The sequence below is a fragment of the Synechococcus sp. NB0720_010 genome, assembly GCF_023078835.1.
GTDB lineage: Bacteria > Cyanobacteriota > Cyanobacteriia > PCC-6307 > Cyanobiaceae > Vulcanococcus.
In genome coordinates, this window is record NZ_CP090898.1 from 1,753,165 (window position 1) to 1,779,790 (window position 26,626).

Sequence of the window (26,626 nt, forward strand, 5' to 3'; positions counted from 1 at the left end):
CTGGGGATCAGGGGCGCCGCTGGATCGGTTCAACCCGAGTCACGACAAGTCGCGATAGGGCCATCGATCCGTGCAACACCAGCGCGGCGCCGATCAGCGGCAACCAAGCACGAATGAACCCCATCATCACAGTTGGAGCGACCTGAGCCAAGCTCTCGGGCCAAGGTTCCTCCAGCGGCCAGGGCAAAAGGGCCGGTAGGCCCAGGCTGTGGATGCCGCAGACGGCCCCCACCAGGCCCGCCTGCAGGTGGCCGTCATCGGGGTCCACCCGCTGCAGGTGGAAGGCCAGCAGGCCATAGAAAAAGCCGCAGCCCCCGGCCCGGAGGGCTGACTCCAGTCCCAGGGGCAGGCCCAGGGTCAGTGCGCTGAAACCCGCACCGAGGGCCCAGGCGATGGAGCGCAGCCGCAGTTCGGCCCGGCTGTGCTCAGCGGTGGCGGGGGAGGCGGCGCTCATGCTGCGCGATCATGCCCGGTTCAGGCTCGTTTTGCTTCGCCATGGCCGCCGCTCCCCGCACTGGTGCTGAGATCCGTGCGGCCTTTCTCGACTTCTACGAGCAGCGGGGCCACAAGCCGATGGCCAGTGCCTCCCTGGTGCCGGAGGACCCGACGGTTCTGCTGACCATCGCCGGGATGCTGCCGTTTAAGCCGGTCTTCCTGGGGCAGCAGCCCCGCCCGTCGGCCCGTGCGACCAGCAGCCAGAAGTGCATTCGCACCAACGACATCGAAAACGTGGGCCGCACGGCCCGGCACCACACGTTCTTCGAGATGCTCGGGAACTTCTCCTTTGGTGACTACTTCAAGGAGCAAGCGATCCAGTGGGCCTGGGAGCTGAGCACCACGGTCTTCGGCATCAGCCCCAAGAACCTGGTGGTCAGCGTCTTCCGCGAGGACGACGAAGCCGAGGCGATCTGGCGCGATGTGGTGGGGGTGAACCCCAAGCGGATCATCCGCATGGATGAAGCCGACAACTTCTGGGCCTCGGGCCCCACGGGCCCCTGCGGTCCCTGCTCGGAGATCTATTACGACTTCAAGCCCGAACTGGGCGATGAGGGCATCGACCTCGAGGACGACAGCCGCTTCATCGAGTTCTACAACTTGGTGTTCATGCAGTACAACCGCGACGCGGAGGGCAACCTCACGCCGCTGGAGAACCGCAACATCGACACCGGGATGGGCCTCGAGCGGATGGCCCAGATCCTGCAGAAGGTTCCGAACAACTACGAGACCGACCTGATCTATCCGCTGATTGAGACGGCAGCTGGTCTCGCTGGGGTCGACTACCGGCAACTCGATGCCAAGGGTCAGACGTCTCTGAAGGTGATCGGGGACCACAGCCGGGCGGTGACCCAGCTGATCTGTGATGGCGTCAACGCCAGCAACCTGGGGCGCGGTTACATCCTGCGCCGCCTGCTCCGTCGCGTGGTCCGCCACGGACGTCTCCTGGGGATCGACAAGCCCTTCCTGACGGCGATGGGTGAGGCGTCGATTGCCCTGATGCAGTCGGCCTATCCCCAGCTGCTGGAGCGTCAGGAGGTGATCCTCTCGGAGCTCAAGCGCGAAGAAGCACGCTTTCTGGAGACCCTGGAGCGGGGCGAGAAGCTGCTGGCGGATGTCCTGGCGGCCAAGCCCAAGCAGATCTCAGGGGAGCAGGCCTTTGAGCTCTACGACACCTACGGCTTCCCCCTGGAGTTGACCCAGGAGATCGCCGAGGAGCATGGCCTCGCGGTGGATCTGGACGGCTTTGAGCAGGCCATGGAGGCCCAGCGCCAGCGGGCGAAGGCCGCCGCCGTCAGCATTGACTTGACCCTGCAGGACGCCATTGATCAGATGGCCGCCGATTTGGAGGCCACTCGCTTTCGGGGGTACGAGTTGCTGGACCACAGCAGCAGCGTTCAGGCGCTGGTGGTCAACGGTGAGCCGGCGGAGCGGGCCGAGGCTGGCGACAGTGTGCAGCTGGTGCTCGACACCACCCCCTTCTATGGCGAAGGCGGCGGTCAGGTGGGCGACCGCGGCGTGCTGAGCGGTGACGGCTTGATCGTCGCGATTGAGGCGGTGAGCCGAAACCGCAGCGTCTTTGTCCATAGCGGCCGGGTGGAGCGCGGCAGCGTGAGCGTCGGCGATGTGGTCCATGGCCAGGTGGATCGGACCTGCCGCCGGCGGGCTCAGGCGAACCACACGGCGACCCACCTGTTGCAGTCGGCGCTGAAGCAGGTGGTTGATCCGGGGATTGGCCAGGCCGGTTCCCTGGTGGATTTCGATCGCCTGCGCTTTGACTTCCACTGCCCCCGGGCGATTACGGCTGCTGAACTCGAGCAGATCGAGACCTTGATCAACGGCTGGATCGCCGAGGCCCATAGCCTCGAGGTGCAGGAGATGGCGATCGAGAAGGCCAAGGCCGCCGGTGCGGTGGCGATGTTCGGGGAGAAATACGCCGATGTGGTCCGGGTCGTCGATGTTCCCGGGGTCTCGATGGAGCTCTGCGGCGGCACCCACGTCAGCAACACCGCTGAGATTGGCCTGTTCAAGATCGTCAGCGAAAGCGGCGTGGCCGCGGGCATCCGCCGCATCGAGGCCGTGGCGGGTGCGGCGGTGCTCGCTTACCTCAATGAGCGCGATGCGGTGGTGAAGCAACTCGGCGAGCGCTTCAAGGCCCAGCCGGCGGAAATCGTCGATCGCGTCCTGACCCTGCAGAGCGAACTGAAGGCCAGCCAGAAGGCCCTGGCCTCGGCCCGTGAGGAGCTGGCACTCGCGAAATCGGCGGCCTTGGCGAGCCAAGCCGAAGCGATCGGCGACTTCCAGGTGCTGATCAGCCGTCTGGATGGCGTCGAAGGCGGCGGCCTGCAGAGCGCCGCCCAGGGGCTGGTGGATCAGCTGGGCGATGGTGCGGCCGTGGTCTTAGGCGGTCTCCCGGATCCCTCGGATCTGGGCAAGGTGATCCTGGTGGCGGCCTTCGGCAAGGGCGTGATCGCCAAGGGTCAGCAGGCCGGCAAGTTCATCGGTGCTGTGGCTAAGGCCTGCGGCGGCGGCGGCGGCGGCCGGCCCAACCTGGCGCAAGCCGGTGGCCGCGACGGTGCAGCCCTGGATGCCGCGTTGGAGCAGGCCAAAGGCGAGCTGACTGCAGCCCTGGGCTGATCCAGACAGCTCCGGAACCGTTCTCCTGGCGTTGCCAGGGGAGCGCCAGGAGGGGAATCCTGCAGGCAAGGACCGATGCGGGAGAGAACCGATGGCGAGTTCCTTCGAAATTCATGCCCGTCACCACTGGAGTTTCCAGTTGGTGCTGATGGGCAGTCGTCTGCAGCTGGAGGGTTGCCGCGACGGGGATGAACCCCTGCGCTGCTCCACCTGGCTGGAGCCCCAGGACACGCCCCTGGACATGGCCCATGAGCTGATCGCCCATCCCAGCTGCGCTGTTTGAGCGATGCCCACCGCGTTTTCGGTCCAAGAGCTTCAGGCCATTCCGTTTTTCAGCGCGATCAACGAGGAGGACGCTGCCGTTCTGCTGGATCGTCATCGCCTGGTGGAGGTGATGCCGGGGCAAACCCTGGTGATGGAGGCCGATTGGGGCGAAAACCTGATGGTGGTCATCAGTGGCCTGGCCAAGGTGCGCTCCTACAACGCTGATGGCGAGGAGTCGGTCTTGTCCTTGGTCGGTGCGGGGGAGTTGCTGGGGGAGCTGTCGGTCTTGGACGGTGATGCCCGCTCGGCGGATGTGGTGACCCTCTCTCCGGTGAAGCTGTTGAAGTTGCAGGGCACTGGGTTTCAGAGGGTGCTGCAGGCCAACATGAGCCTGGCTCTGGGAATCGCGCGACTCGAGGCTTCGCGCTTGCGGGATCTCAATCGCCGTTTCGGCGTTCAGAAAAGCGATGCGACAACGCGGCTACTGGATGCCTTGGCCTACCTGGCGCGCAAGAGCAGCGCTGAAGACAACCCTTTGGCACTGATGCCGCCTCTCTCCCAAGGAGAGATCGCGATCTTGGCGGGGTTGGCTCGGGAAACGGCCTCGCGAACGATGAGCAAATTGCGCAGCCGTGGGGTCGTGAATGAAGAGAACGGCTGCATGCAACTCACGTCTCTCGAGCCCCTGCAGAAACGTGGCTTGATCGCTTAGGCCTCCCCGATGCTTTCGAGGTGATCGGCTGCTAGGGCCATGGAGTGGCTGTATGCCCGTAGCGCCTCACAGCTGCGGGTCAGTTGTTCACGGTCTCCGGCCTGCACAGCAGAAATGCCATCGAGGAGAAGCCCCATAATTTGGTTGCTCTTGAGGCAGCGCTGGCAGATCAGGGCCAGGATCTCAATGGTGAGATCGGCATCAAACAGCATCGCTTGGAGCATCTCGTTGCCATCCACCGCGATCAATTTCGCGGGTCCATTGATGACGCGCACATCCGCGGAGTGAACCCCATTGCCGAAGAGCCCCATCTCGCCAAGGATCTCCTCGGCTTCGACAATCGCCAGGGTGTGTGGCTGGTTCTCTCCTTGCTTGAGCTGAACCGCGACCGTGCCTTCCATGAGCAGAAGGATGCGTTCCGCGATGGCGCCCTGCTCCATCAACAGTTCGCCCTCCTCGGCGATGTGTTCTCGTGCGGTCAGGTCATTGCCATGAGATGCCAACAGCAGCTTCATCCGCTCGCGGACGACACTGAGTTGTGGCTCAAGCCCCCACATCGTTAGATGAATTCAGCAATTGTGAATGGGCTGCTGCATTCAGGGGTGTCATTGCGGTTGGCTGTTGTGTAGCGGGTTGCTTCGGAAAGGCCTGAGGCACTGGGCTTATAGACAATTCCTGTTCCATTGGGATCTCTGCACACATAGGTGTACGTAACCACTTCTTCTTCAACGGGTTGTTCAACCACGGGTGGCTTGGGCAGCTTGTCCTCAGGAATCACGAGGTTGTTGTCTGCCCGCAGTCTTGGGAAGGGGGTTTGGGCCGCAATCATCCAGTCAACGCCGGTGATGGCCTGCAGGCTCGAGCTGGTGGAGCCATAGAGACGTTTGTAGCTCTCGGCGATCGCGTGACTCTCGGGGAGGAGGTTCTGCCCCTCGAGGTTGCTGACCACCAGCTTTGAGAAGCGTTCACGGCTGATGGCGCCCTTGCGGATCAGGTCGCCATTGCTGTTGAAGCTGGCTTCCTCTCCGGCCGCGATCACGGTTGCACCGGCTTGGCTCAGCAACTGCTCGCCCACGTCGCTATGCACCCGCTGTTGGCGTCCAATGGCGACCTGAATCGGCTGACCGTTGTTGAAGCTCTGGTTCTGCCAGGGCAGAGGCGACTTCTGCCTTGGGGAGGGCAGGTTGGGATCGCGAACAAACCGACCGGCCGTGGCAAATCGGTAGGTGATCTGGCCGCCGACCACCGTGTCCAGCAGCTCGTCGTACTGCCCGTAGACATTCATTTCCAGGGCATTGCCGACGGGTACGTTCACTCCGATCCGTCCACCGCCGTATTGGTTCCCTAAGCCGTGCATCACATAGGGCGCCAGGGAGAGATGGATGGAGCGCTCCCCGAGGTTCACAACGGGAATGCCCACCCGCGCGATCGCAAAGCCCAGGCTGTCCTCGCAGTTGTCTGAGGGGATGCCGCCATTGGCACTGAACTGCCAGCGGTTGAGCTCAATCTGACCGCCCACGGCGATCTGGGAGTGGAAGCAGCCGGGGATCTGCCAGCCGTCGTAGCCCACCAGGAGCGTGTTGGAGCTTTGGTTATTGGGGTCGTACCAGGTGTAGCCCACTTCGCTGCTGGCACCCCAGAAGCCATCGAAGTTGCTGGATCCCGTGCTGTAGCTGTACAGCAAGGAACTGCTGTTCTCTTGGATGATCGGCGTGAAGAAGCTCAGGTCGCCCAGGACCAGACCAGCCGCTTGGCCCAGGCTGGTTCCGCCTGCATTGCTTCCCCAGGCACTGGATCCCAGGCCGACCACGGGGCTCAGGCTCGGGTAGGTCGAGAGAATGTTGATCTCCTCTTCTGCCGCCATCGCGGTCTCGATCGCTGCGGCTTCGCCAACAGTGGCGGTCCCGGTCAGCACAGCCAGGTCGTAGCCGCCGTCCTCGGTGCTGCTCAGCACATAGGTCGTGCCGCGAACGCCCAAGACCTTGCTGCCGAGGCAGCTGGCCTGAGGGCCATTGACCAGCACGCGTCCACTGTTCAGGCGGAAACACTCCTGGCCCAGGGTGATCAGGCTGTTCTGACCCAGGAAGCCGATGGCTCGCTTGTCAAAGAGGAGTTCAGTCCGGCTGGAGCCGGTGCTGATTTGTTGTCCGCGATCGGCCGTCTGGTTGACCTTGGCCTGTTGTTTGTCGATGTAGACCTCGCGTCCGTCGATGATCCGGCGGACCGTGGCGCTGTCAAAGGGTGCGGCGAGGGCACTGCCCATGAGCAGCGGAGCCACAGCCAGACCTTGAATCAGGCGTCTGCTGAGACCCATCACTGCACCCTGTGGTGGACGCATTCAACTTCGATCAGCTGCCTTGGGCACAGGGTTGGTGACGCTTGCCAGCGCGTACACGTGTTGGGCGGTCTGGCCTCGGATCTCGAAGCGGCCCAAGTCCTCGAGGGGCCACTGGTCACGCACTAAGTCGGCGACCCCCTGACTCATCACGATCGTCCGCTGGCACTGTTTGGCGACGGCTTCCAGGCGGCTGGCGGTGTTCACCGCATCTCCGATCACGGTGTAGTCCATGCGGCGGCTGGAGCCGATGTTGCCGCTAATCACAGTGCCAAAGCTGAGCACGATCACCTGCTGCCAGCTGGTCTCGCCCTGTTGCTCCCAGGTCTGGTTCAGGCTGCGTAGGCGAGCTTCGATCTCCAGTGCGGCTTCGATGGCGGCTGAGGCCTCCGCTTGGTTGCCGCGGTGGATGGGGGCTCCAAACACCGCCAGGGTGGCGTCGCCGATGAACTTGTCCACCGTGGCGCCTTGCCCGTGCAGCGCCTCAACGACTTCGCTGAAGTAGACGTTCAGCCGCTCCACCAGTTCGACCACCCTGCCGCTGCTGGACATGGCTTGGGTGTAGGCCGTGAACCCCCGGATGTCGGTCATCAGGACAACGACCTCGGTCAGCTTCCCCCCCAGCAAGCCATCAGCTTCTTCCGGTTGATTGGCGATCTCGCTGGCCACCGCAGGTGAGAGATAGCGGCTCAGGCTGCGCTTGAGCCTGCGCCGATTGAGCTGCAGATTGACGGTGGCCTCCGCGCTGCTCACCACACCGACAGCGAGGGTTCCAAGGGACAAGCTGATGACGCGCAGGGCGATTCCCCACTGGCTGATCAACAGGACGCCGCTAACCACAAGGGCTGCAGCGATCGCACCTGTGATCCCCAGGCGCCTCAGGGGCCGAGTCCAGCGCTGACTCAGTAGACCGACCCCAATCACGCTCGCTCCTGTGAACAGCGACCAGGCGATCGAGCGGGGCTGGAGCCAGAGCACTCGTTGCTCAAGGCGGTTGCCTAATTCGGTGGCATGAATTTCCACCCCGGGCATGCCTTCCGTTCCGGCAAAGGGGGTGTGATGCAGGTCCTGGAAGATCGCTGCCGTGGGGCCAACGAGCACCAAGCGATTGCGCAAGCGCCCCGAGGCGTTCAGGTGTTGATAGCTACGGGGCTCCAGCAGTTCCCAAATCGGGATGGTCTCGATCGTGCGCGGTGGTCCGTAGGGGTCCAACAGCGGCCTCCAACCGGTCCTGGTCGTCGTCTCAATGGTTGGCTGGCTGCTCTGTTGCAGCAGGGCCGAGCCCAGGCTTGGTGGCACCTGGGGGCCCAGCGTCTGGCGCAGTTGCTCGGCGTAGTGATCTGGGCGAAGACGAATCGAGCCATCGGGGTTCAGGAACCCATTCAGCAGTCCCTGGGGTACTTGCGCGAGCGCTTGAACCGGGCTGGCCAGGCTCAATCCAGCCACTGAGCCGCGGCTTTCCAACACCTGCGCTCCGAGGACGACCTTGCCGCGATGTTTCCTGAGTCCTTGTGCGAAGGCCTGGTCGTCAGCAGGTCCGTACCCACTGGGGGTATCGAAGAGCAGGTCGAAGCCCACCGCTTTAGCGCCGCTCTCAAAGAGCCGGTTCAGAACCAGTGCATAGATGGCCCGGGGCCACGGCCAGCTCTGCAGGCGTTGCAGTTCCGCTTGCTCGGCCAGGTCGGCATTGGCGGTTTGTTGCAGGCTGAAGTCGTCAATCGCGACGATTGCCAGTTCAGGCGGGGCCGGCCGGGGGCCTCTGAGCTCCTGACTGATCTCGGTGAGCTGATACTCCGCTTGCTCGAGCGGTTCCGGCCACAACCAAGGTGCCGCCGCACTAAGGACTCCCAGTCCCAGGATCAGGCTCTTGCGCCGTAGCCAACCTCCAATGGATGTCGTAGCCAGGCGTGTCATCAACCCGTCCTTAGCTCTGCAGGTAGGTCGTTTGCCTCAGGCTCGTCTCCAGGTGATCCATCAAACGGCGGGCCTCCTGGATTTTGAGGGTTCCTTTTTGGATGGCTGACTCGCTGGTCACCCGGAGTCGCTCCAGCAGCACTTCCGGATCGTGCTCCATCGCCTCGAGCACCTCGGCATTGGTATCCCCGCGCACGACGTGGTCGACCTGGTAGCCGCCTCCTGGTGAGAGGCGGATGTGGACAGCATTAGTCGCGCCAAAGAGGTTGTGGAGATTGCCCATGACCTCTTGATAGGCCCCGCCGAGGAACATGCCGATGAGGTAGGGCTCATCGGGTCTAAGCGCATGCAACTCAAGCAGGGGCTTGCTTTGTCCCTGGGCGATGAAGCGCGCCAGTTTGCCGTCGGAGTCGCAGGTGAGGTCGGCGAAGTGCCCCAGCTGGTCCGGTTGTTCGTTCAGCCGGTGAATCGGCAGCAGCGGGAAGAGTTGCTCAATGGCCCAGCTGTCGGGGGCGGAGCGAAAGACCGACAAGTTGGCGTAGAAGGTGGCGGCCAGCTCGGCCTTGAGGTTGCTCAGCTCCTCAGGGATTGCTGCGTTGCTGGGGAGTTTTTGTGCAATCGCCTGGGCGCAGGCCCAGGTGAGCTGCTCGGCTACGGAGCGTTCCGGAAGGCTGAGGTAGCCCAGGCGGAAGGCGTTGAGCGCATCGTCTTTGAATTTGAGGGCGTCGTTCCAGGTTTCCTGCAGCTTGGAGAGATCCCGATCGCCCTGGCCATCGACAGCTTCGATCTCAGCAAGGGTCTGGCGCAGGTTGCGGACTGTCAGGGCTTCTTCGCCTTCAGCCTCAGGACAGCCGCTGGGCACGGTGCTTTGGCCCAGCACGTTGAACACCAGCACCGAGAAGTGGCTGGCAATGGCCCGCCCGCTCTCGCTGACAAGAGTGGGAACCGGGACTCCGTGGGGTTCGCAGCATTCACGAACCGTGGCGACGACGTCGTTGGCGTAGTTCTGCAGCGAGTAGTTCGTTGAGGCTGAGGTGGCCGTGCGGCTGCCGTCGTAATCCACCCCCAGGCCGCCCCCCACATCGAGGAAACCCATGGGGGCGCCAAGCTTGGTCAGCTCGACATAGATCTGTCCGGCTTCCTGCAGGGCATCCTTGAGCACGGCGATGTCGTTGATCTGACTGCCCACATGGAAGTGGAGCAGCTTCAGGTCGTTCAGCAGGTTGGCCTTCTTCAGGGCCTCGACCGTGGCCAGCAGCTCGGGGATGGCCAAGCCAAATTTCGCCTTGGCGCCAACGGAGCTTCCCCAGCGGCCGGTGCTGCGGCTGGAGAGCTTGGCGCGGATTCCAATGAACGGGGCAGCACCCAGCTCCTGGCTGGCCTGGATGATGCGCTCGACCTCGTCGGCCTGTTCGATCACCACAACGGGTTGGCGACCAAGCCGGCGGGCCAGGATCGCCGTCTCGATGTAGCGCTGGTCCTTGTAGCCGTTGCAGATCAGCAACGCCTCGGGGTCATCCACCAAAGACAGGGCGATCAGCAGTTCCGCTTTGCTGCCGGCCTCCAGGCCGAAGTGCCAGCGCTTGCCGCACGTCACCAGCTCTTCGACGACATGGCGCTGCTGGTTGCACTTCACGGGGAAGACCCCCTGGTAGCGGCCGGTGTAGCCGTATTGCGCGATGGCGCGCTCAAAGGCCCCGTGCAGTCGCTCAAGCCGGTCTTCGAGGATGTCGTCGAAGCGGATCAGCAGGGGAAGCCCCAGGCTGCGGCCTTCCAGTCCCTGGACGAGATCCAGAAGATCAAGGCTGCCGCCCCGCTCCCCCTTGGGTTGCACGCTGATGTGGCCGCGGGCATTGACCGAGAAATAGGGATCACCCCAGCGGTCGATGCCGTAGAGGGCTGCGCTGTCAGCTGCGCTCCAGCTGGTGTTTTCAGCGGAGACCATCAAGCCGGCGGCGGGGCAATGGCAGAAATCTAAGGACTCACGCCCGGGGTGCCAGCTGTGCTTGCCAAGCGGTAGGGCGGCCACGGACGATGGGCCGGATCAGATGTTTTTTTGTCATGGCTGCCGAGCGCACCTTTATTGCCATCAAGCCCGATGGTGTTCAGCGCGGTTTGGTGGGTGAGATCCTCGGCCGCTTCGAGCGCAAAGGCTTCAAGCTGGTGGGCCTCAAGCAGCTCACCCCCAGCCGTGAACTGGCTGAGAGCCACTACGGCGTGCACCGCGAGCGTCCTTTCTTCGCAGGCCTGGTGGACTTCATCACCTCCGGCCCCGTGGTGGCGATGGTCTGGGAAGGCGATGGCGTGATCGCCAGCGCCCGCAAGCTGATCGGCGCCACCAAGCCTCTCGAGGCTGAGCCCGGCACCATCCGCGGCGACCTGGCCGTCAATATCGGCCGCAACGTGATCCACGGCTCCGACGCCCCCGAAACCGCTCAGTTCGAGATCGGTCTCTGGTTCCAGGCCTCTGAGCTCAGCGACTGGACCCCCTCCGATCAGGGCTGGCGCGTCGAGGGCTGATCCCTCCAGCGATTTCAACCTTGCCCCCCGCGAGTGCGGGGGGCTTTTTTATGCCCAAAGACTCAGCAGTAGGACCCAAAGCAATTTGCAGAGCAGGTGGAGGCTCTGATCCACACCGATGCGATAGCGGTGCTGGCACTTGCCGTAGTCGATCAGGGTGTGGGCGCCCCATTCGGCCAGGCCCAAGGCCGGAACCCCGCTCAGGAGAGCCACGATCAGGCCATGTATGGCGGCATGGCCGGTGAGCCACCACTGCCAAGGGAGGGTGTTGTCCTGGCCGCGGCACTTCTCGGCGGCCATGCGGTCGCTCTGCAGTCCAAAGTCCCCCAGGAAATGGCCCATGGACAGGAGGGCCAGGAGTTCAAGACCGTCTTGAAGAGGCATCAGCGACGGATCTGCCAAGACCGAACAGCGTGCATAGGTTGACGGGGAGTTCCCCAACTGTCGCTGATGCAAGCGGAATCGCTGCAGTTGTTGCAGGCCATTGATGACGGGGTGGCTGGTGTTTTTGAAGGGGTTCAGGCCAGAACCTTTGCCGCAGGGGAAGAACTCGTCGCTGAAGGAGCATCCCTCGATCGACTGCTCCTGGTGTCCTCCGGGGTCTGCCGGGTCAGTTGGCAGGGCCTGCCCGAATCTCAGCGGCCCTGCCTGGGGCCTGGTTCCGTCATTGGTGACGTCTCGTTGTTGCTGGGGGGTGTGACGAGGGCGCGCATCGTCGCGTTGGAGTCCGTTGATTGCTTGGAGCTACCGAAGGCGTCTCTTGAGGAGGTCACGCGCAGCAATCCAGCCTTGGCTCTACGCATTTATCGGGCCTTGGCATCGATTAATGCCCAGCGATTGATCCAGCAAACACACCACCTGGGTCTGCTCCAATCGCCGCCCTTCGCTGAGCCCAAGCATTTGAACGCCAGGGTGGGTCAATCCATCCGTCAATTCAAAGATGCTGCTGCTGCCTTTGAGGCGGATCTGAGGCGTACACAGCGCAACCCTGATTTATTGGTCGCTCTCAAAGAAGCCTTCCGTGGCGTTGTGCTTGTCGTCCATGAGGTGTTTCCCGCCCTCTCGGGAGCTGAGCCGGCTTTGGATTGTGCGTCGCTCCAGATCCTGCGCACAGAGTTGCTTCCCTATTTGCTGCTGACTCGGTCTGCTGAGCGGATGTATCGCAAGCCGCGCGGCTATGCGGGTGATTTTTTGACGATTGACTGGATGTATGCCGATGAACCAGGAGGTGCTGGTGAATTGGGTGTGGAACTCGATCGCTGTTTTTTGGACGAGCCGGCTGCCCAGGCGGTGCGAAATCGGCGGGGGTTGCTGCGGGAAGAGTTGCAGCGCTCCTTAGATCTATGCGCGGAGAGGCCTCTGCGGGTGACGAGCTTGGCCTGCGGTCCGGCGGCCGAGATCTTTGATCTTCTCCAAGATCCGCAGTTGGCGAGCCAGTTGGAGTTGACCTTGGTTGATGTGGATCAGCAGGCCTTGGATCACGTCCGTGCGCGGCTGGACCGTGAGCAGATTGAGCAGCATTTGCCTTTGCCCATCCGACTGGAGCGGCGCAATCTCTTGCATCTCTGCATCGGACGGCAACGCCTGGAGCTCAAGCCCCAGCACTTGATGTATTCGATTGGCCTGATTGATTATTTCGATGATCGAATCGTGACCCGACTGCAGGCCTGGATTCATCAAAGCCTGGTGAGCGGCGGACGTTCCATCTTGGGGAACTTTCACCCAGACAACAGCACGCGCGGCCTGATGGATCAGCTATTGGATTGGCGCCTGATTCACCGCGACCAAGCGGACATGGAGCGCCTCGCTCAAGCGGCAGGCTTTGCCCCAGGCGCGACCGAGATGCGCTTAGAGCCCGCAGGAGTCAATCTGTTTGCGATTTCAACGCGCGGGTGAAACGGCGGTAGCTGAACGCCTCCAACAGCTCCTGCTCATTGGTTGTGAGCGGTTCTGACATGACGCAGGACTTGAGCAGCTGCGCAGTGATGGCCGCCAGCAGCACACCATTGCGGTGGTGTCCCGCCGCCAGCCAGAGGCCCGAGATGGAGCTGCCTCCCAGCAAGGGGCCTTCGTCGGGGGTGCAGGGCCGGAAGCCCCACCAGCGCTCCATCGGCGGCCAGTGTTTGGCCTCGGGGAGGAGCGCCGCAATGCCCGCCTGTAGTTGCCTCTGGCCGAAGGGCGTCAGCCCGGTGGTGAATCCAGCGTCTCGTTCGCTGGTGGCTCCGACCACCAGCAGGCCGTCTTCTCTGGGCACCAAATAGGTGCCTGGGCCAAAGATCACCCGGGGCAGGGCGTCTTTGGGGCCCTGCAGCGAGAGCATCTGCCCTTTGACCGGATAGATCGGCAGCTCTGGCAGCAGGTCGGCACTCCAGGCGCCGCAGCAGAGCACGGCCTCACGGGCATCGATGGTCTGGAGGTCGCCTTCGGCGTTGCGGACGCGGATCCCCCGAAGTGTCTGGTCCCGCTGGAGCAGTTCCAGGACTTCAACGCCCTCCTGGAAGCGGACACCCAGGTCGACACAGGAGCGCTCCAGCGCGCGCATCAGTTGCCGGCGGTTATCGATTTGTCCGTCCTGCTGGAACAGCAGTCCGGCCCGCCAGCCGGGTCCAATGCCGGGGATTTCGCGTTCGAGGGCTGCACGATCCAGTGCTTGGCCCCAGGGAGCGGTGGGATAGATGTCGCGCTCCGCTTCTGAGGCGAAGGGCACCACGATTCCGCAGTCCCGCAGACCGCAGGAGAGGCCGCTGTCGGCTTGGATCTGCTCCACCCAGCCGGGGATCCGCCGCAGGCTGTCTTGGCCGAGGCGCAGCAGATCACCGCTGAGCCCTTCGGCATGGGGCGCGAGCATTCCGGCGGCTACAAAACCAGCGGCTTCGCTGCGCTGGCGGCTGAGCACTTCAACGGAGCGACCTGCCCGGGCGAGCTGATGGGCCAGGGCGAGACCCATGAGGCCGCCACCGAGGATCAGAACTCCGTTGCCCTGGGCGGCTGTCATGGCCGATCCAACCCGAACCGCCAGTGTTTCAGGTGATGCGCAGGGCTGACCAGCGGCCCTTCCATAGGATCAGGCGATTGACGGAGTTGGGACATGGCAGCTGAGGCCGCCTGGGAAGCAGTGATCGGCTTGGAGACCCATGTGCAACTGGGGACCAACAGCAAGATCTTCACCGGCGCCTCCACCACCTTTGGGGACGATCCCAATACCCATATCGATCCGGTGGTGTGCGGCCTGCCGGGAACCCTTCCGGTCCTGAATCAGAAGGTGCTGGAGTACGCCGTGAAGGCCTCCATGGCTCTCAATCTGAATATTGCTGAGCACAGCAAATTCGATCGCAAGCAATATTTCTATCCGGACCTGCCCAAGAACTACCAGATCTCTCAATACGACGAACCGATCGCCGAGGACGGTTGGATTGAAGTTGAGGTGGCTGAGAAAGGCAAAGACACCTACCTCAAGAAGATCGGGATTGAGCGTCTCCACATGGAGGAGGACGCCGGCAAATTGGTTCACGCTGGTAGCGATCGTCTCGCCGGTTCAACCCACTCGTTGGTGGATTACAACCGGGCTGGTGTGGCCCTCGCTGAGATCGTGAGCAAGCCCGATCTGCGCACCGGCCGGGAGGCGGCGGAGTACGCCTCCGAGATCCGCCGGATCATGCGCTACCTGGGCGTCAGCGACGGAAATATGCAGGAGGGCTCCTTGCGCTGTGACGTCAACATCTCCGTGCGCCGCGGGCCGGATGCGCCTTTCGGCACGAAGGTGGAGATCAAGAACATGAACTCCTTCTCGGCCATTCAGAAGGCCTGTGAGTACGAGATTCAGCGTCAGATCAAGGCCTACGAAACGGGTGAACCGATCGTTCAGGAGACCCGCCTTTGGGATGAGGGCAAGCAGCTCACCAAGAGCATGCGCAGCAAGGAGGGTGCCAGCGATTACCGCTACTTCCCCGATCCCGATCTGGGCCCGATTGAGGTCAGTGCAGAACTGCGCGAGGGCTGGCGCTCTGAGCTGCCCGAGCTGCCGGCTGCCAAGCGCCACCGCTACGCCGAAGACCTCGGTCTGTCCCAGTACGACGCCCGTGTGCTGACGGACGAACGTCCGATGGCGGAATTCTTTGAGGCAGCTGTGGCCACCGGAGCGGACCCCAAGGGTGTGGCGAACTGGATCACCGGTGACATTGCTGCCTACGTCAATGCCAACCGTCTCAGCTACTCCGAACTGGCCTTCCGCCCGGAGCAGGTGGCGGAGATGGTGAAGCTGATCGACGGCGGCAAGATCAGCGGCAAGATTGCCAAGGAAATCCTTCCCGAGTTGCTGGAGAAGGGTGGCTCACCGGCCAAGATCGTCGATGAGCGGGGTCTGGGCATGATCAGCGACCCTGCCGCGATCACCGCGATCGTTGAAGAGCTTCTGGCTGCTCACCCTGAGGAGGTGGAAGCGTTCCGCGGAGGAAAGAACAAGCTGCAGGGCTTCTTTGTTGGTCAGCTGATGAAGAAGACCGGCGGTAAGGCTGATCCGAAACTGGCCAACCAGATCCTGAGCCAGAAGCTCAAGGGCTGAAGAAGACCCTCCAGTTGATCTCGTTATTCTTGATCTGAGCTGAATCGGAAAATAAAAATCCCCTCCTCAGGAGGGGATTTCGTCCTTTGCAGGTTGCTTAGTTGCAATTGGGTCGCGACTGAATATTGGAGGGCCTGGCGGACCTAGACCAAGTGGTGTTTTTGGTGCTTCCGGCGATGCGCTGTAGGCGCCCATTGGAGTAACGGAGAGTGGCGTTGGCTGATCTGTTGTCGCAGTAGTTTTTCCAGCGTCCTGTGATGGTGTTGCCCTTGATGGTTCCGTCGTAGAGGTTGAGAACGGAGCCATCGTTATTGAAGCCCTTCATCTGGAAGGTTGTGCCACTGGTCTGGATGGAGTAGTAGCCGCTGTTGTTGCCCTTCCACCAGCCATCAAGGCGTACTTGTTGTGTCTGTGGAGGCTGTTGTGTGACGATTTCGCCGCTCCAGTTGCCCCGCGGTTCGTCGTCGCAGTTCCCGTATTGACCTCTAAAGCCGCTTCCGCTGAACTCAAGGGTGGCTCGACCCCAGTAATAAGAACCTGAGATTGGATAGTTGCACCGGCGACTGCTGCCATCCTTTCGAATCCAGTGGCCTGAAAATTGACCTGAGCTCGATTTGCTCCCATACAGAAGGGCTTTGCCGTCGAGATAGGTTCCTCCCCAATTGTTGCCGTTAATTCGATTTATCTTTACGACGCCCCAATTGCTTGAGTAGGTCTCTGCTTGGGCGCTAGTCCCTAAACTCAAGAGCCCTGCGGTTGCCGTAATGCAAGCGACTCGAAGGGAAAAATGTTTAATGAGACGGGACTGCATTGTCTTGAGGCTTTGACCCTGTCACATTAAATACATATCTCGGAGGAGTTTCTTCGCTTTATGAAATCTTTGGATCAGCAAGTGTTGATATTTTGTTGCGTTTTAGTGTCTTTTCTACCGCTGCACTTAGTTGGTGGCTGTGCTGTCGGTTGTCGATGATGACGTCGGCGCACTTGCGTTTGACCTCTAGTGACCATTGGCTCGCGATCCGTTGTTGGGCCGCTTCCTGACTGATTGCATCGCGTTGTATCAGGCGTTCCAGTTGCTGCTTCTCGTCGCAGTCCACCAGCCAGATCTCGCTGCAGAGCTCTTGAAGTCCCGCTTCAAAGAGCAGGGGAATCATCAACACCACTGCTGATTCAGCTGCGAGTTCAGCGAGCGCCAGCTCAAAGCGCTGGCGGACCAGCGGGTGAACGAGTTGCTCTAGCCAGCGCTTGTCAGTCGGATTGCTGAAGACAATCGAGCCAAGGGCTCCTCGATCGATTGTTGGGCACTCGGGGCCTGTGCCACTGGTTCGAACCGCGTCGCCGAAGCGTTCCAGCACTGCTGCAGCACCGGGGCTGCCAAGTGCCAGGGCCTCACGGGCGTACTGGTCGGCATCAAGAACAGGTAGCCCTTCTGCTTCGAGCAGGCGCCCCACCGTGCTTTTGCCCGTGGCGATGCCGCCAGTCAGGCCAATGCGCCGTTGTTGCCCTTGCCAGCGGGGCCCCTGACCCATGGGGAGTCACTGATCTGCCTGCACTCAGAATTGCAGGAGTTGATGCGGCTCACCAGCTGTGACCTACGCCTGGCGGTTGATTGATGGTGGTGTGGCCGCACCTGCGGGCTTTCAGGCGTCGGGGATCACGGCGGGCCTGAAGGCCTCGGGGAAGCCGGACCTCTCACTTGTGCTGGCACCCGAGGGCGCGGTCTGTGCCGGCACCTTCACAACATCCTTGGTGCGAGCGGCCTGCGTGGATCTCTGCGCCGATCGCCTGGCCTCCAGAGGTGGTATCGCCCGAGCGGTGCTCACGAATTCCGGTCAGGCCAATGCCTGCACCGGCGACCGCGGCCTGGTTGACAGCATCCGTGCCACCCAGGCCGTGGCTGATCGCCTGGGGCTTTTGGCGGAAGAGGTCCTGATCTGCTCCACCGGGGTCATTGGTGTCCCGATCCCCATGGAGACCCTGCTGCAGGCCATTGACCCGTTGACGGACGCCCTCAGTTCAGAGGGTGGCGCAGCGGCGGCCACCGCGATCCTCACCACCGACCTGATTGATAAGCAGATCGCTCTGGAGGCGGACCTCGGTGGCCAGACCGTTCGCATCGGTGGGATGGCCAAGGGGTCGGGAATGATTCACCCGAACATGGCCACGATGCTCGGCTATCTCAGCTGTGATGCCGGCGTCCCCGCTGAGGTCTGGCAGGGGATGGTCTCCCGCGCGGTGCAGCGCTCCTTCAACGCCATCACGGTTGATGGCGACACCAGTACGAACGACACCTACCTGGCTTTTGCCGCTGGCGCTCCTTTAGATCCAGCCCAGTACGCGGCCCTGGAGGAGGGGGTCACCGCGGTCTCTCAACACCTGGCCAAAGCCATCGCCCGCGATGGTGAAGGGGCCACCTGCCTACTGGAGGTCCAGGTGGACGGGGCGGCCACGGAGGCCGATGCGCTGGCCATCGCCCGCACGGTCTGCGGTTCCTCCTTGGTCAAGACGGCTGTCCATGGCCGTGACCCCAACTGGGGCCGGATTGTCGCTGCCGCGGGTCGTGCGGGAGTCCCCTTCGATCCTGCTGCCGTCGCGCTCTGGCTCGGGGAGCATCAGCTGATGGCAGCTGGCCAACCCATGGCCTTTGATCGGCCGGCCGCCTCGGCCTACATGCGCGATCGGGCTGCCGGCGCTTACCTCTTGAATGACACCGTTGCGATTCGCCTCTCGGTCGGTGCTGGCCCTGGGAGTGGACGCGCCTGGGGCTGCGATCTCTCGGATCAGTACGTGCGCATCAACGCCGACTACACGACCTAAGAGCAGGCCTAGCATCAGCCACCAACGTCCCTGCTGAGATGGCCAAGGCCGGAGCACCCCAGAAGCAGGCTCCCAATGGTCTCCCCAGGATCTGGATGGGCCCTTTGGTCGCTGGGGTGAGCTTTGCCTTGGCCTACGGCATCACGCAGCGACTGGCCGCGATCAACCTCGGCGATGTCATTCGCCTCAGTCCCCGCTTTGAGCAGAAGCAGACCCCTGGGGTGACGCTCAAGGACATGCGCCTGCGCTACGGCGAGCAGCCCTCTGAACTGCGCTCAGATCTTGACCCCCAGCAGCTCGAGCTCTGGCGCAAGGCCCAGGAGCAGGCCGATGCTGACCAGAAGGCCAAGGCTGAGGCCGAGGTCAAAGCCGAGCGTGAAGCTGCTGCGAAAGCTGCGCCAGCTGTGGCCCCAAAACCAGTGGCTTCAACTGAAGAGCCCGCAGCGCCGGAGCCCAAGCCTGTCGTTGAGGCGCCTAAACCCAAGCCCACGCCGAAGCCGAAACCTCAGGTCCAGTCGCCTGCACCGCGTCCGCAGCCTGCAGCACCGGCTCCGCAGCAATCGGTTCCCCTCTTGGATTTGCCCCCCCTTCAGTAACTCTGATCTGCCACGATTTGGGTGACTCTCAAGCGGCCGGCCATGAGTGAGCCTCAGACCCTGGTGCAGGCGGCCCTCAATCGTCTGAGCGCCCGCCTGGGAAGTGGTTTGGCGGACGCCGCAGCTGGTCTGGCGGTCCTAGCCCAGGACGCCCCCGAGCGATTGCGTCAGGAATGGGACCTGTTTAAAGAAGAGGTGGAGCTCGAAGCCCAGCGGCTGGAGCACGGAGATCAGGAGGTGCCGGCAGCGGAGTCCCCGATGGCTTCGTCTTCACCAGCGGCAGATCCCCAGACGCAGATTGATCAGCTGCGCGCCCAGGTCACGCGGCTTGCCCGCCGCCTCGAGGAGCCCGCTTGATGCGTCGCCTTGGCCCGGCCCTGGCGAGCGCCCTTCGCTCCCTACGGATCTGGGGTGCCGTTCTGCAGTTGTTGGCCTTCCTCTGGTGGGATGCCCAGTCCTGGAGCTATCCAGGGGGCGTCAGTGAGGAGGGGCAGGAGCGTCGTCAGAAGCGTCGTGCCCGTTGGCTCACGGCCCAGTTGTTGGAACTGGGCTCAGCCTTCATCAAGCTCGGTCAGCTCCTTTCGGCCAGGCCGGATGTGCTGCCGGCCAGCTGGGTAGAAGAACTCTCACGGTTGCAGGACAGCGTCCCGGCCTTCTCCTTCGACACGGCCCAGTCGCTGCTCGAGCAGGAGCTGGGGGAGCGCTGCGCCGAGATCATTGATATTGAGGAGCAACCCCTCGGGGCCGCCAGCCTGGCCCAGGTCCATCGCGCCAGCCTTCGCAGTGGCCGGCAGGTGGTCTTCAAGATCCAACGCCCCGGGCTGGAGCGCCTGTTCCGCCTCGACCTCGAGGTCATGCAACAGGTCGCGGCGGTGCTGCAGCGCCATCCCCAGTGGGGCGTCGGACGCGATTGGGTCTCCATCGCTCAGGAATGTCGTCGTGTGCTCCTGCGTGAGCTCGACTTCCGTCTGGAGGCCGAGCACGCCGCCCGCTTCCGGCAGCAGTTTCTCGATGATCCGGGCATTCGAATCCCAGCGGTGGTCTGGGAACTCACCACCCGGCGGGTGCTCTGCCTCGACTACGTCCCCGGGATCAAGATCAACGACCGCCAGGCCCTGATCGAGGCTGGCATCGACCCTTCGGCGGTCGCCGAGAAAGGTGCTGCCAGTTACCTGCAGCAGCTGGTGCGCTTCGGCTTCTTCCATGCCGACCCCCATCCCGGCAACTTGGCCGTAGCCCGTGATGGGGCCCTCATCTACTACGACTTCGGCATGGTCGGGACCTTGTCTCAGCGCCTCCGCAGTCGCCTGGGGCGGATGGTCACGGCGGCGGCGGCCCGCGATGCCTCGGGCTTGGTGCGTGAGCTGCAAGCCGCTGGGGTGATCGCCCCTGACATCGATCCCGGTCCGGTCCGTCGCCTCGTGCGGGTGATGCTCGCGGAGGCCCTGACCCCTCCCTTCTCCGCCAACATCCTCGACAAACTCTCCGGCGACCTCTACGAGTTGGTCTATGGGCAGCCCTTCCGTCTGCCCCCGGAGCTGATCTTTGTGATGCGGGCCCTCTCCACCTTTGAGGGGGTCGGCCGCAGCCTGGATCCCAGCTTTAGCCTCGTCGCTATCGCCCGCCCCTATCTGCTTCCCCTCATGACCGCCAGCGGCAACGGCCCCAACGACCTCTTCAACCAGTTGGGTCGCCAAGCGGTGGAGGTGGGCAGCCGTGCCCTCGGTCTGCCCCAGCGTCTGGAGGACAGCCTCAGCCGAATTGAACAGGGCGATCTCCAGGTTCAGATCCGTGCCGGCGAGACCGACCGTCTGCTGCGTCGGTTGGCCCTGAGCCAGCAGAGCGCTGGCCAGTCGGTCCTGCTGGGTGCCTTTGCCGTCGCAGCGGCCCTGCTCGCCTCCAGCGCCAGGCCGCTGCTGACGATCATTCCCGTCGTGGCCGGGGTTCCGGTGGGTCTCAGCTGGTTGAAGCTGCAGGCCCGCCTGAAGCGCGATGCCCGCATCGACAAGCTCGGCAATTCCTAAGCGCCGCCCATAAAAAAATCCCGGGCTGGCTGATCCAGGTCCCGGGATAGCGATTGGGTTGGAGCCTGGCTCCGGTTGGCCTCAGGCCTTGCCGCGGGGGCCGCGGTCTTCGGCACCGGCGTAGACGGCCTGGCTGCCCAGTTCGTCTTCGATGCGCAGCAGCTGGTTGTACTTGGCCACGCGCTCACTGCGGCTGAGGGAACCGGTCTTGATCTGGCCGGCGCGGGTAGCCACGGCCAGGTCGGCGATGGTGGTGTCCTCGGTCTCGCCGGAGCGGTGGGAGATCACGCTGGTGTAGCCGGCACGCCCCGCCAGATCGATCGCCTGCAGGGTCTCGGTCAGGGTGCCGATCTGGTTGACCTTGATCAGGATCGAGTTGGCCACGCCCAGGTCGATGCCGCGCTGCAGGCGGGCACTGTTGGTCACGAACAGGTCATCGCCGACGAGTTGGACGGTCTTGCCGAGCTTCTCGGTCAGCAGGGCCCAGCCCTCCCAGTCGTCTTCGGCAACGCCGTCCTCGATCGAGGTGATGGGGAAGCGGTTCACCAGAGCGGCCAACTGGTCGACCATCTCGGCGCTGGTGTAGCTGCCGCCATCGAAGGCGTAGCGGCCGTCCTTGAAAAACTCGGTGCTGGCCACGTCTAGGGCCAGGGAGATTTGGTCGCCGGGGCGGTAGCCAGCTTTTTCGATCGCCTGAACCAGCATGTCGCCGGCTTCGATGTTGCCCAGGTCAGGGGCAAAGCCGCCCTCGTCGCCGACGGCGGTGCTCAGGCCCTTGTCCTTCAGCAGACCCTTAAGGGTGTGGAACACCTCGGTGCCCATCCGCAGGGCCTCGCGGAAGGTGGGTGCGCCGTGGGGCACCAGCATGAATTCCTGGAAGTCCAGGCTGTTGGCGGCGTGGGCGCCACCGTTGATCACATTCATCAACGGCACCGGCAGAAGGTTGGCCATCGGGCCGCCCAGATAGCGGTAGAGGGGCAGGCCAACGCCATTGGCGGCGGCGCGGGCGCTGGCCAGGCTCACCGCCAGGATTGCGTTGGCACCCAGGGCGCTCTTGTTGTCGCTGCCGTCGAGCTCGAGCATCGCGGCATCAACGGTGCCCTGGTCCAGGGCACTCAGGCCGCAGAGGGCGGGAGCGATTTTTTCTTCAACGTTGCTGACGGCCTGCAGCACACCCTTGCCGCAGTAGCGGCTGCCGCCGTCCCGCAGTTCACAGGCTTCGTGGGCACCGGTGCTGGCGCCGCTGGGAACGATGGCGCGGCCACTGGCTCCGCCCTCCAGCATCACCTCGGCTTCCACGGTCGGTGTGCCACGGGAATCGAGAACCTCCCGGGCCACGATGGTGTCGATGACGAGGTCGAGGGTGTCGATCACAGCGGCCTAACGCACAACATGAGTCCTTGCAGGGATCTTATGGGTCGCCCTGCCGGGGGCCTTGGTGACCGTTGGCACCAATCCGCTGACTTTGGTCAGAATGCGGCCGTCAAGAACAGTCCGGATGCGCCTTCTCCACACCATGCTGCGGGTCGGCGACCTGGAGCGCTCGATCGCGTTCTACACCGACATTCTTGGGATGCGGCTGTTGCGCCGGAAGGACTATCCCGGGGGGCGTTTCACCCTGGCTTTTGTGGGCTACGGAGACGAGAGCGACCACACCGTGCTGGAGCTCACCCACAACTGGGACACCAGCAGCTACGACATCGGTAGCGGCTATGGCCACATCGCCCTGGGTGTGGACGACATCGTTGGCGTCTGCGACCAGATCCGCGCCAAGGGGGGAAAGGTGGTGCGCGAACCGGGCCCGATGAAGAACGGCACCACCGTCATTGCCTTCGTCGAGGACCCCGACGGCTACAAGGTTGAACTGATTGAGATGAGCTCTCGCGCCCATGCGGCCTGATTCCTACGCCGCTGGCCCCGCCAGCCTCACCACGGTTCCTGATCGTTTCAGCGATGCCGGCTGGGACCTCCTGCTGGCCAGCCAGGAGCAGGCCCGCCGCTGGCGCCACGGCGAGATGAACGTGGAGCACCTGCTGCAGGTGCTGCTGAATGACGAGCGCTACGCCGCCTGGGTGGATCCCCTGCCCCTCGATGCCTCGCGTCTGCTGGATCAGCTGGATGACTTCTGCGCGGATCAGCCCACCAGCAGTGCCAGGGACCTGTTCGTCGGCGAGGACCTGGAACTGCTTCTGGAGGAGGCCGATCGCCAGCGGGGCCAGTGGGGTTCGCGCTTCATTGATGTCCCCCATCTGTTGGCGGCCCTGCTGGACGATCGCCGCATTGCGGGCGCCCTTCTGCAACAGCAGGGGTTGACCCAGGAGGACCTGCGTCGCTCCGTTCCCAGGCCTGCGCCCGCAGCCAGCAGTCCCCCGCCGCAACCGGTGGTAGAGCCGCCCGCTCCGGCGCGTCCCGCGCCCAGTAGGACAGTCGTTGAGCCCGTCCCCAACGGGGAGAACGGCCTGAAGCTTGAGCAGGAGCCCACGGCCCTCGAGCAGTTCGGACGGGATCTCACCGCCGCCGCCCGGGCGGGTGACTTGGATCCAGTCATTGGTCGCGACACCGAAATCCGGCGTCTGATGCAGGTGCTGTCGCGCCGCGGCAAGAACAACCCTGTCTTGATCGGCGAGCCGGGCGTGGGCAAGACCGCCATCGCTGAGCTGCTGGCCCAGCGGATCGTCGCCGGCGAAGTGCCGGATGCCCTTAAGGGCCAGCGGCTGGTCTCCCTGGACCTGGGCGCCCTGATCGCTGGCGCCAAGTTCCGCGGCCAATTCGAGGAGCGCCTTCGCAGCGTGCTTAAGGAGGTGCGGGAGGCCGAGGGCGCTGAGGCGGGCGGCGTGATCCTGTTCATCGACGAGCTCCACAACGTGGTGGGCCCGGAGCGCTCCAACAGCGACGCCGGCAGCATCCTCAAGCCGGCCTTGGCCCGGGGCGACCTGCGTTGCATCGGTGCCACCACCCCGGAGGAGTACAGCCGCACCGTTGAGAAGGATCCCGCCCTGAACCGGCGCTTCCAGCAGGTCCTGATCAAGGAGCCCAGCCTTGAGGAGAGCACCCTGATCCTGCGGGGCCTGAAGGAGCGCTACGAGTTGCACCACGGGGTGGCCATCACCGATGGCGCTGTCGTGGCCTCGGCTCGGCTTGCCGATCGCTACATCTCCGATCGCTGCCTGCCGGATTCAGCCATCGACCTGATCGATGAAGCCGCTGCCCAGCTGCGGATGGAGGTCACCTCCAAGCCGCGTCTGGTGGAGGAGGCCGAGAGCGATCTACGCCGCGTTGAGTTGGCCCTGCTTTCGGCGGAGAGCGCCCCAGAGGCCGAACGGGTGGCGCTGCAGCAGCAGCGACGGCAGGTCAGCGAGACCCTGCAGGACCTGCAGGAGCGCTGGTCAGCCGAGCGTGAGCAGTTGGCGGAGCTGCGCCAGCTCCTGGCCGATGACGAGGCCCTGCGCCTGCAGATCGCCGAGGCCGAACGCGATGGTGACCTCGAAGAGGCCGCCCGGCTCCAGTACGACCAGCTCCACGGCGTTCAGCAGCGCCGTCATGAGTTGGAGGAGCAACTCCAGGCCAGTCAGCAGAGCGGGCAGTCCCTTCTGCGGGAACAGGTGGAAGAGGGGGACATCGCTGATGTGGTGGCCCGCTGGACCGGGATTCCCGTTCAGCGCCTGCTGGCGGGTGAGCGCCAGAAGCTGCTGGAGCTTGAGCAGCGCCTGGCCCAGCGGGTGATCGGACAAGGGGAGCCCGTCGGTGCCGTGGCCGCGGCGATTCGCCGCGCCCGTGCGGGCATGAAGGATCCGCGCCGTCCCGTGGGCTCGTTCCTCTTCCTCGGTCCCACCGGTGTGGGCAAGACCGAACTGGCCAAGGCCCTGGCGGCGTCCCTCTTCGATGAGGAAGAAGCCTTGGTGCGTCTGGACATGAGCGAGTTCATGGAGCGCAATGCCGTGGCTCGCCTGCTCGGGGCTCCTCCGGGTTATGTCGGCTACGAGGAGGGCGGTCAGCTCACCGAAGCCGTCCGCCGGCGTCCCTATGCCGTGCTGCTCCTTGATGAGGTGGAGAAGGCTCACCCCGATGTCTTCAACGTCCTGCTGCAGGTCCTTGATGACGGACGCCTGACTGATTCCCAGGGCCGCACGGTCGACTTCCGCCACACCGTGGTGGTGATGACCAGCAACCTGGCCAGTCGAGCGATCTTGGATGCCGCCCGCGGCCAGGCCGACGCCTCGGCGCTCGAGGAGCAGGTGGAGCGAGCCCTGGCTAGCCAGTTCCGGCCGGAATTCCTCAACCGCATCGATGAGGTGATCCGCTTCCAGCCCTTGGGGCCGGCCGACCTGCAACGGATCGTGCGCCTCCAGGTGCTCGAGTTGGCGCAGTTGCTCCAAGAGCAGGGACTGGCGCTTCAGGTGGACGAGCCGGTCGTGGCCTGGCTGGCGGAGCAGGGCTACGAGCCGGAATACGGAGCGCGGCCCCTGCGCCGGTTGCTGCGGCGCCAGATCGAGAACCCCTTGGCCACCGAGTTGCTCGAGGAGCGCTTCCTGGGTGCGGCAGCCGTTCAGGTCAGCCTGGGCGAAGGCGAGCAGGCCCTCTGCTTCAAACCCATCTCAGGCCCTGAATAGGACATCCGTTAGTGTGTTTGTTTGCCGGCGCGTGGGCTCAACACGCCGCGCGGCCCGCTGAAGGCTCAGCAGGCTTCATGCTCTGCCCATGAGGCTTGGCCCTGATTTCCCCTGTGGAATCTTCATCCGTGGAATCCCAGACCGAACCACAAGTCAAGTCCGACGAGGCCGCCGCCACTGAACCGGTGAAGACCGGTTTCGTGGCAGACACCGTCGCTGAATTGCGCAAGGTGGTCTGGCCGAGCCGTCAGCAGCTGTTTGGTGAATCAGTCGCGGTGATCTTGATGGTCACCATTTCGGCTTTTGCGATCGCTGCCGTCGATCGCTTCTACAGCTGGGGAAGCTCCCAGGTGTTCCGCTGACCCACTGAATCTTTCGCCCTCTCCTTCCTTTGCCCGTGTCCGACGTCGACTTGACCACTGAAGAATTCGCCGCGGCGGATCTGGCTGCCGACGCCGAACCCGCAGCTCCCGCCGCTGACTCGGAAGGCCGGGCTCTGATTGCCCGCTGGTACGCCGTTCAGGTGGCCTCCAGCTGCGAGAAAAAAGTCAAGGCCACCCTCGAACAGCGGGCCGTCACCCTCGGCGTGGACAACCGCATCCTCGAGATCGAGATCCCCCAGACCCCCGCGGTCAAACTCAAGAAGGACGGCAGCCGCACCAGCACCGAAGAGAAGGTCTTCCCCGGCTACGTCTTGGTTCGGATGGTCCTCGATGAGGACACGATGATGGCGGTGCGGAGCACCCCAAACGTGATCAACTTCGTGGGTGCGGAAGATCGCCGTGCCACCGGCAAGGTCCGCGGTCACATCAAGCCTCGCCCCCTGAGCCGTCAGGAGGTGGATCGCATCTTCAAGCGGGCTGCCGAGAAGAAGCCTGTGGTGAAGGTCGATCTGGCCGAGGGCGATCAAATCTTGGTGACCGCTGGTCCCTTTAAGGACTTCCAAGGCGAAGTCATCGAGGTGTCGGGCGATCGCAACAAGCTCAAGGCTCTGCTCTCGATCTTTGGCCGGGAAACCCCGGTGGAACTCGAGTTCTCCCAGATCAGCAAACAAAGCTGATTCCCGTGCGGCCGTCTCCCTGCGGAGGGCGGCCTAAGGCGGTGCTTCGGTTTTCGGAGTCCGCCGCACACGCTGCCCTAG

Annotated in this window: 24 protein-coding genes; 14 read left to right on the forward strand and 10 right to left on the reverse strand. The window is 63.6% G+C overall.

Translation table 11 applies throughout. From position 1 onward, the window contains the following. Positions 1 to 7: 7 nt before the first annotated feature. Positions 8 to 454 carry a hypothetical protein gene (locus tag LY254_RS09200; RefSeq protein ID WP_247476768.1) on the reverse strand — a complete coding sequence of 149 codons (447 nt, stop codon included), beginning with the start codon at positions 452 to 454 and terminating at the stop codon, positions 8 to 10. Positions 455 to 495: 41 nt separating this feature from the next. Between LY254_RS09200 and alaS the strand changes: the two genes are divergently transcribed. The 3 genes from alaS (at position 496) to LY254_RS09215 (ending at position 4,108) form a co-directional block, all read left to right on the forward strand. Then, positions 496 to 3,132, forward strand: a complete 2,637-nt coding sequence (gene alaS, locus LY254_RS09205) for an alanine--tRNA ligase (protein ID WP_247476769.1) — start codon at positions 496 to 498, stop codon at positions 3,130 to 3,132. Positions 3,133 to 3,223: 91 nt separating this feature from the next. Then, on the forward strand, positions 3,224 to 3,415 hold the full coding sequence (locus LY254_RS09210) for a hypothetical protein (protein WP_247476771.1): 192 nt from the start codon (positions 3,224 to 3,226) through the stop codon (positions 3,413 to 3,415). 3 nt (positions 3,416 to 3,418) lie between these two features. Then, complete coding sequence (locus tag LY254_RS09215; protein ID WP_247476773.1) at positions 3,419 to 4,108, forward strand: Crp/Fnr family transcriptional regulator; 690 nt, start codon at positions 3,419 to 3,421, stop codon at positions 4,106 to 4,108. Here LY254_RS09215 and LY254_RS09220 read toward each other — a convergent pair. From LY254_RS09220 to speA, 4 genes are read right to left on the reverse strand one after another with little or no spacing between them, the layout of a single operon-like run. Next, complete coding sequence (locus LY254_RS09220) at positions 4,105 to 4,623, reverse strand: cyclic nucleotide-binding domain-containing protein (RefSeq protein WP_247476774.1); 519 nt, start codon at positions 4,621 to 4,623, stop codon at positions 4,105 to 4,107. The two genes, LY254_RS09215 and LY254_RS09220, sit on opposite strands and share 4 nt — an antisense overlap. Before the next feature lie 44 nt (positions 4,624 to 4,667). Continuing rightward, positions 4,668 to 6,422 (reverse strand): hypothetical protein, encoded by a 1,755-nt coding sequence (locus tag LY254_RS09225; protein WP_247476776.1) that lies wholly within the window; start codon positions 6,420 to 6,422, stop codon positions 4,668 to 4,670. A 24-nt stretch (positions 6,423 to 6,446) separates the two neighbouring features. Further along, positions 6,447 to 8,357, reverse strand: a complete 1,911-nt coding sequence (locus LY254_RS09230) for a CHASE2 domain-containing protein (RefSeq protein ID WP_247476777.1) — start codon at positions 8,355 to 8,357, stop codon at positions 6,447 to 6,449. A 10-nt stretch (positions 8,358 to 8,367) separates the two neighbouring features. After that, positions 8,368 to 10,302 (reverse strand): biosynthetic arginine decarboxylase, encoded by a 1,935-nt coding sequence (gene speA / locus LY254_RS09235; protein ID WP_247476779.1) that lies wholly within the window; start codon positions 10,300 to 10,302, stop codon positions 8,368 to 8,370. A gap of 116 nt (positions 10,303 to 10,418) precedes the next feature. Between speA and ndk the strand changes: the two genes are divergently transcribed. Beyond that, entirely contained in the window at positions 10,419 to 10,877 is a 459-nt protein-coding gene (gene ndk / locus LY254_RS09240; RefSeq protein ID WP_247476780.1) for a nucleoside-diphosphate kinase, read from the forward strand. Between the two features lie 48 nt (positions 10,878 to 10,925). Here the strand turns inward: ndk and LY254_RS09245 are convergent, their stop codons facing one another. Further along, complete coding sequence (locus tag LY254_RS09245) at positions 10,926 to 11,261, reverse strand: DUF3307 domain-containing protein (RefSeq protein WP_247476781.1); 336 nt, start codon at positions 11,259 to 11,261, stop codon at positions 10,926 to 10,928. A 66-nt stretch (positions 11,262 to 11,327) separates the two neighbouring features. Here LY254_RS09245 and LY254_RS09250 point away from each other — a divergent pair, with 66 nt between their 5' ends. Further along, the gene (locus tag LY254_RS09250) at positions 11,328 to 12,773 is read left to right on the forward strand and encodes a cyclic nucleotide-binding domain-containing protein (protein WP_247476782.1); all 1,446 of its coding nucleotides are present in this window, start codon (positions 11,328 to 11,330) and stop codon (positions 12,771 to 12,773) included. On the opposite strand, the gene LY254_RS09255 is transcribed toward LY254_RS09250, so the two are convergent. After that, positions 12,742 to 13,872 carry an FAD-dependent oxidoreductase gene (locus LY254_RS09255; RefSeq protein WP_247476783.1) on the reverse strand — a complete coding sequence of 377 codons (1,131 nt, stop codon included), beginning with the start codon at positions 13,870 to 13,872 and terminating at the stop codon, positions 12,742 to 12,744. The two genes, LY254_RS09250 and LY254_RS09255, sit on opposite strands and share 32 nt — an antisense overlap. A gap of 93 nt (positions 13,873 to 13,965) precedes the next feature. Here LY254_RS09255 and gatB point away from each other — a divergent pair, with 93 nt between their 5' ends. Beyond that, positions 13,966 to 15,438, forward strand: coding sequence for an Asp-tRNA(Asn)/Glu-tRNA(Gln) amidotransferase subunit GatB (gene gatB, locus LY254_RS09260; RefSeq protein WP_247476784.1), 1,473 nt, complete (start codon positions 13,966 to 13,968; stop codon positions 15,436 to 15,438). A 97-nt stretch (positions 15,439 to 15,535) separates the two neighbouring features. Here gatB and LY254_RS09265 read toward each other — a convergent pair whose 3' ends face one another. After that, entirely contained in the window at positions 15,536 to 16,249 is a 714-nt protein-coding gene (locus LY254_RS09265; RefSeq protein WP_247476785.1) for a hypothetical protein, read from the reverse strand. 58 nt (positions 16,250 to 16,307) lie between these two features. Further along, positions 16,308 to 16,967, reverse strand: a complete 660-nt coding sequence (coaE, locus tag LY254_RS09270) for a dephospho-CoA kinase (RefSeq protein WP_247476786.1) — start codon at positions 16,965 to 16,967, stop codon at positions 16,308 to 16,310. Between the two features lie 58 nt (positions 16,968 to 17,025). Here coaE and argJ point away from each other — a divergent pair, with 58 nt between their 5' ends. From argJ to LY254_RS09290, 4 genes are read left to right on the forward strand one after another with little or no spacing between them, the layout of a single operon-like run. Beyond that, a complete protein-coding gene (argJ, locus tag LY254_RS09275) occupies positions 17,026 to 18,255 on the forward strand; it encodes a bifunctional glutamate N-acetyltransferase/amino-acid acetyltransferase ArgJ (RefSeq protein ID WP_247476787.1) in 1,230 nt (409 codons plus the stop codon). A 38-nt stretch (positions 18,256 to 18,293) separates the two neighbouring features. Then, entirely contained in the window at positions 18,294 to 18,851 is a 558-nt protein-coding gene (locus tag LY254_RS09280) for a hypothetical protein (protein ID WP_247476788.1), read from the forward strand. Between the two features lie 42 nt (positions 18,852 to 18,893). Then, entirely contained in the window at positions 18,894 to 19,208 is a 315-nt protein-coding gene (locus tag LY254_RS09285) for a hypothetical protein (protein WP_247476789.1), read from the forward strand. Beyond that, entirely contained in the window at positions 19,208 to 20,875 is a 1,668-nt protein-coding gene (locus LY254_RS09290) for an AarF/ABC1/UbiB kinase family protein (protein WP_247476790.1), read from the forward strand. Before LY254_RS09285 ends, LY254_RS09290 begins: the two co-directional genes overlap by 1 nt. A gap of 81 nt (positions 20,876 to 20,956) precedes the next feature. On the opposite strand, the gene eno is transcribed toward LY254_RS09290, so the two are convergent. Beyond that, the gene (gene eno, locus LY254_RS09295) at positions 20,957 to 22,249 is read right to left on the reverse strand and encodes a phosphopyruvate hydratase (protein WP_010313534.1); all 1,293 of its coding nucleotides are present in this window, start codon (positions 22,247 to 22,249) and stop codon (positions 20,957 to 20,959) included. 124 nt (positions 22,250 to 22,373) lie between these two features. Between eno and gloA the strand changes: the two genes are divergently transcribed. The 4 genes from gloA (at position 22,374) to nusG (ending at position 26,545) form a co-directional block, all read left to right on the forward strand. Further along, entirely contained in the window at positions 22,374 to 22,775 is a 402-nt protein-coding gene (gene gloA / locus LY254_RS09300; protein WP_010313533.1) for a lactoylglutathione lyase, read from the forward strand. Continuing rightward, a complete protein-coding gene (locus LY254_RS09305; protein ID WP_247476791.1) occupies positions 22,765 to 25,485 on the forward strand; it encodes an ATP-dependent Clp protease ATP-binding subunit in 2,721 nt (906 codons plus the stop codon). The genes gloA and LY254_RS09305 overlap by 11 nt, the downstream gene beginning before the upstream one ends. Before the next feature lie 128 nt (positions 25,486 to 25,613). Then, positions 25,614 to 25,847: a preprotein translocase subunit SecE gene (secE, locus tag LY254_RS09310; RefSeq protein ID WP_232197212.1), complete on the forward strand. Its 234-nt coding sequence runs from the start codon at positions 25,614 to 25,616 to the stop codon at positions 25,845 to 25,847. Between the two features lie 35 nt (positions 25,848 to 25,882). Further along, positions 25,883 to 26,545 (forward strand): transcription termination/antitermination protein NusG, encoded by a 663-nt coding sequence (nusG, locus tag LY254_RS09315; protein WP_371820457.1) that lies wholly within the window; start codon positions 25,883 to 25,885, stop codon positions 26,543 to 26,545. The last annotated feature ends 81 nt before the right edge of the window (positions 26,546 to 26,626 follow it).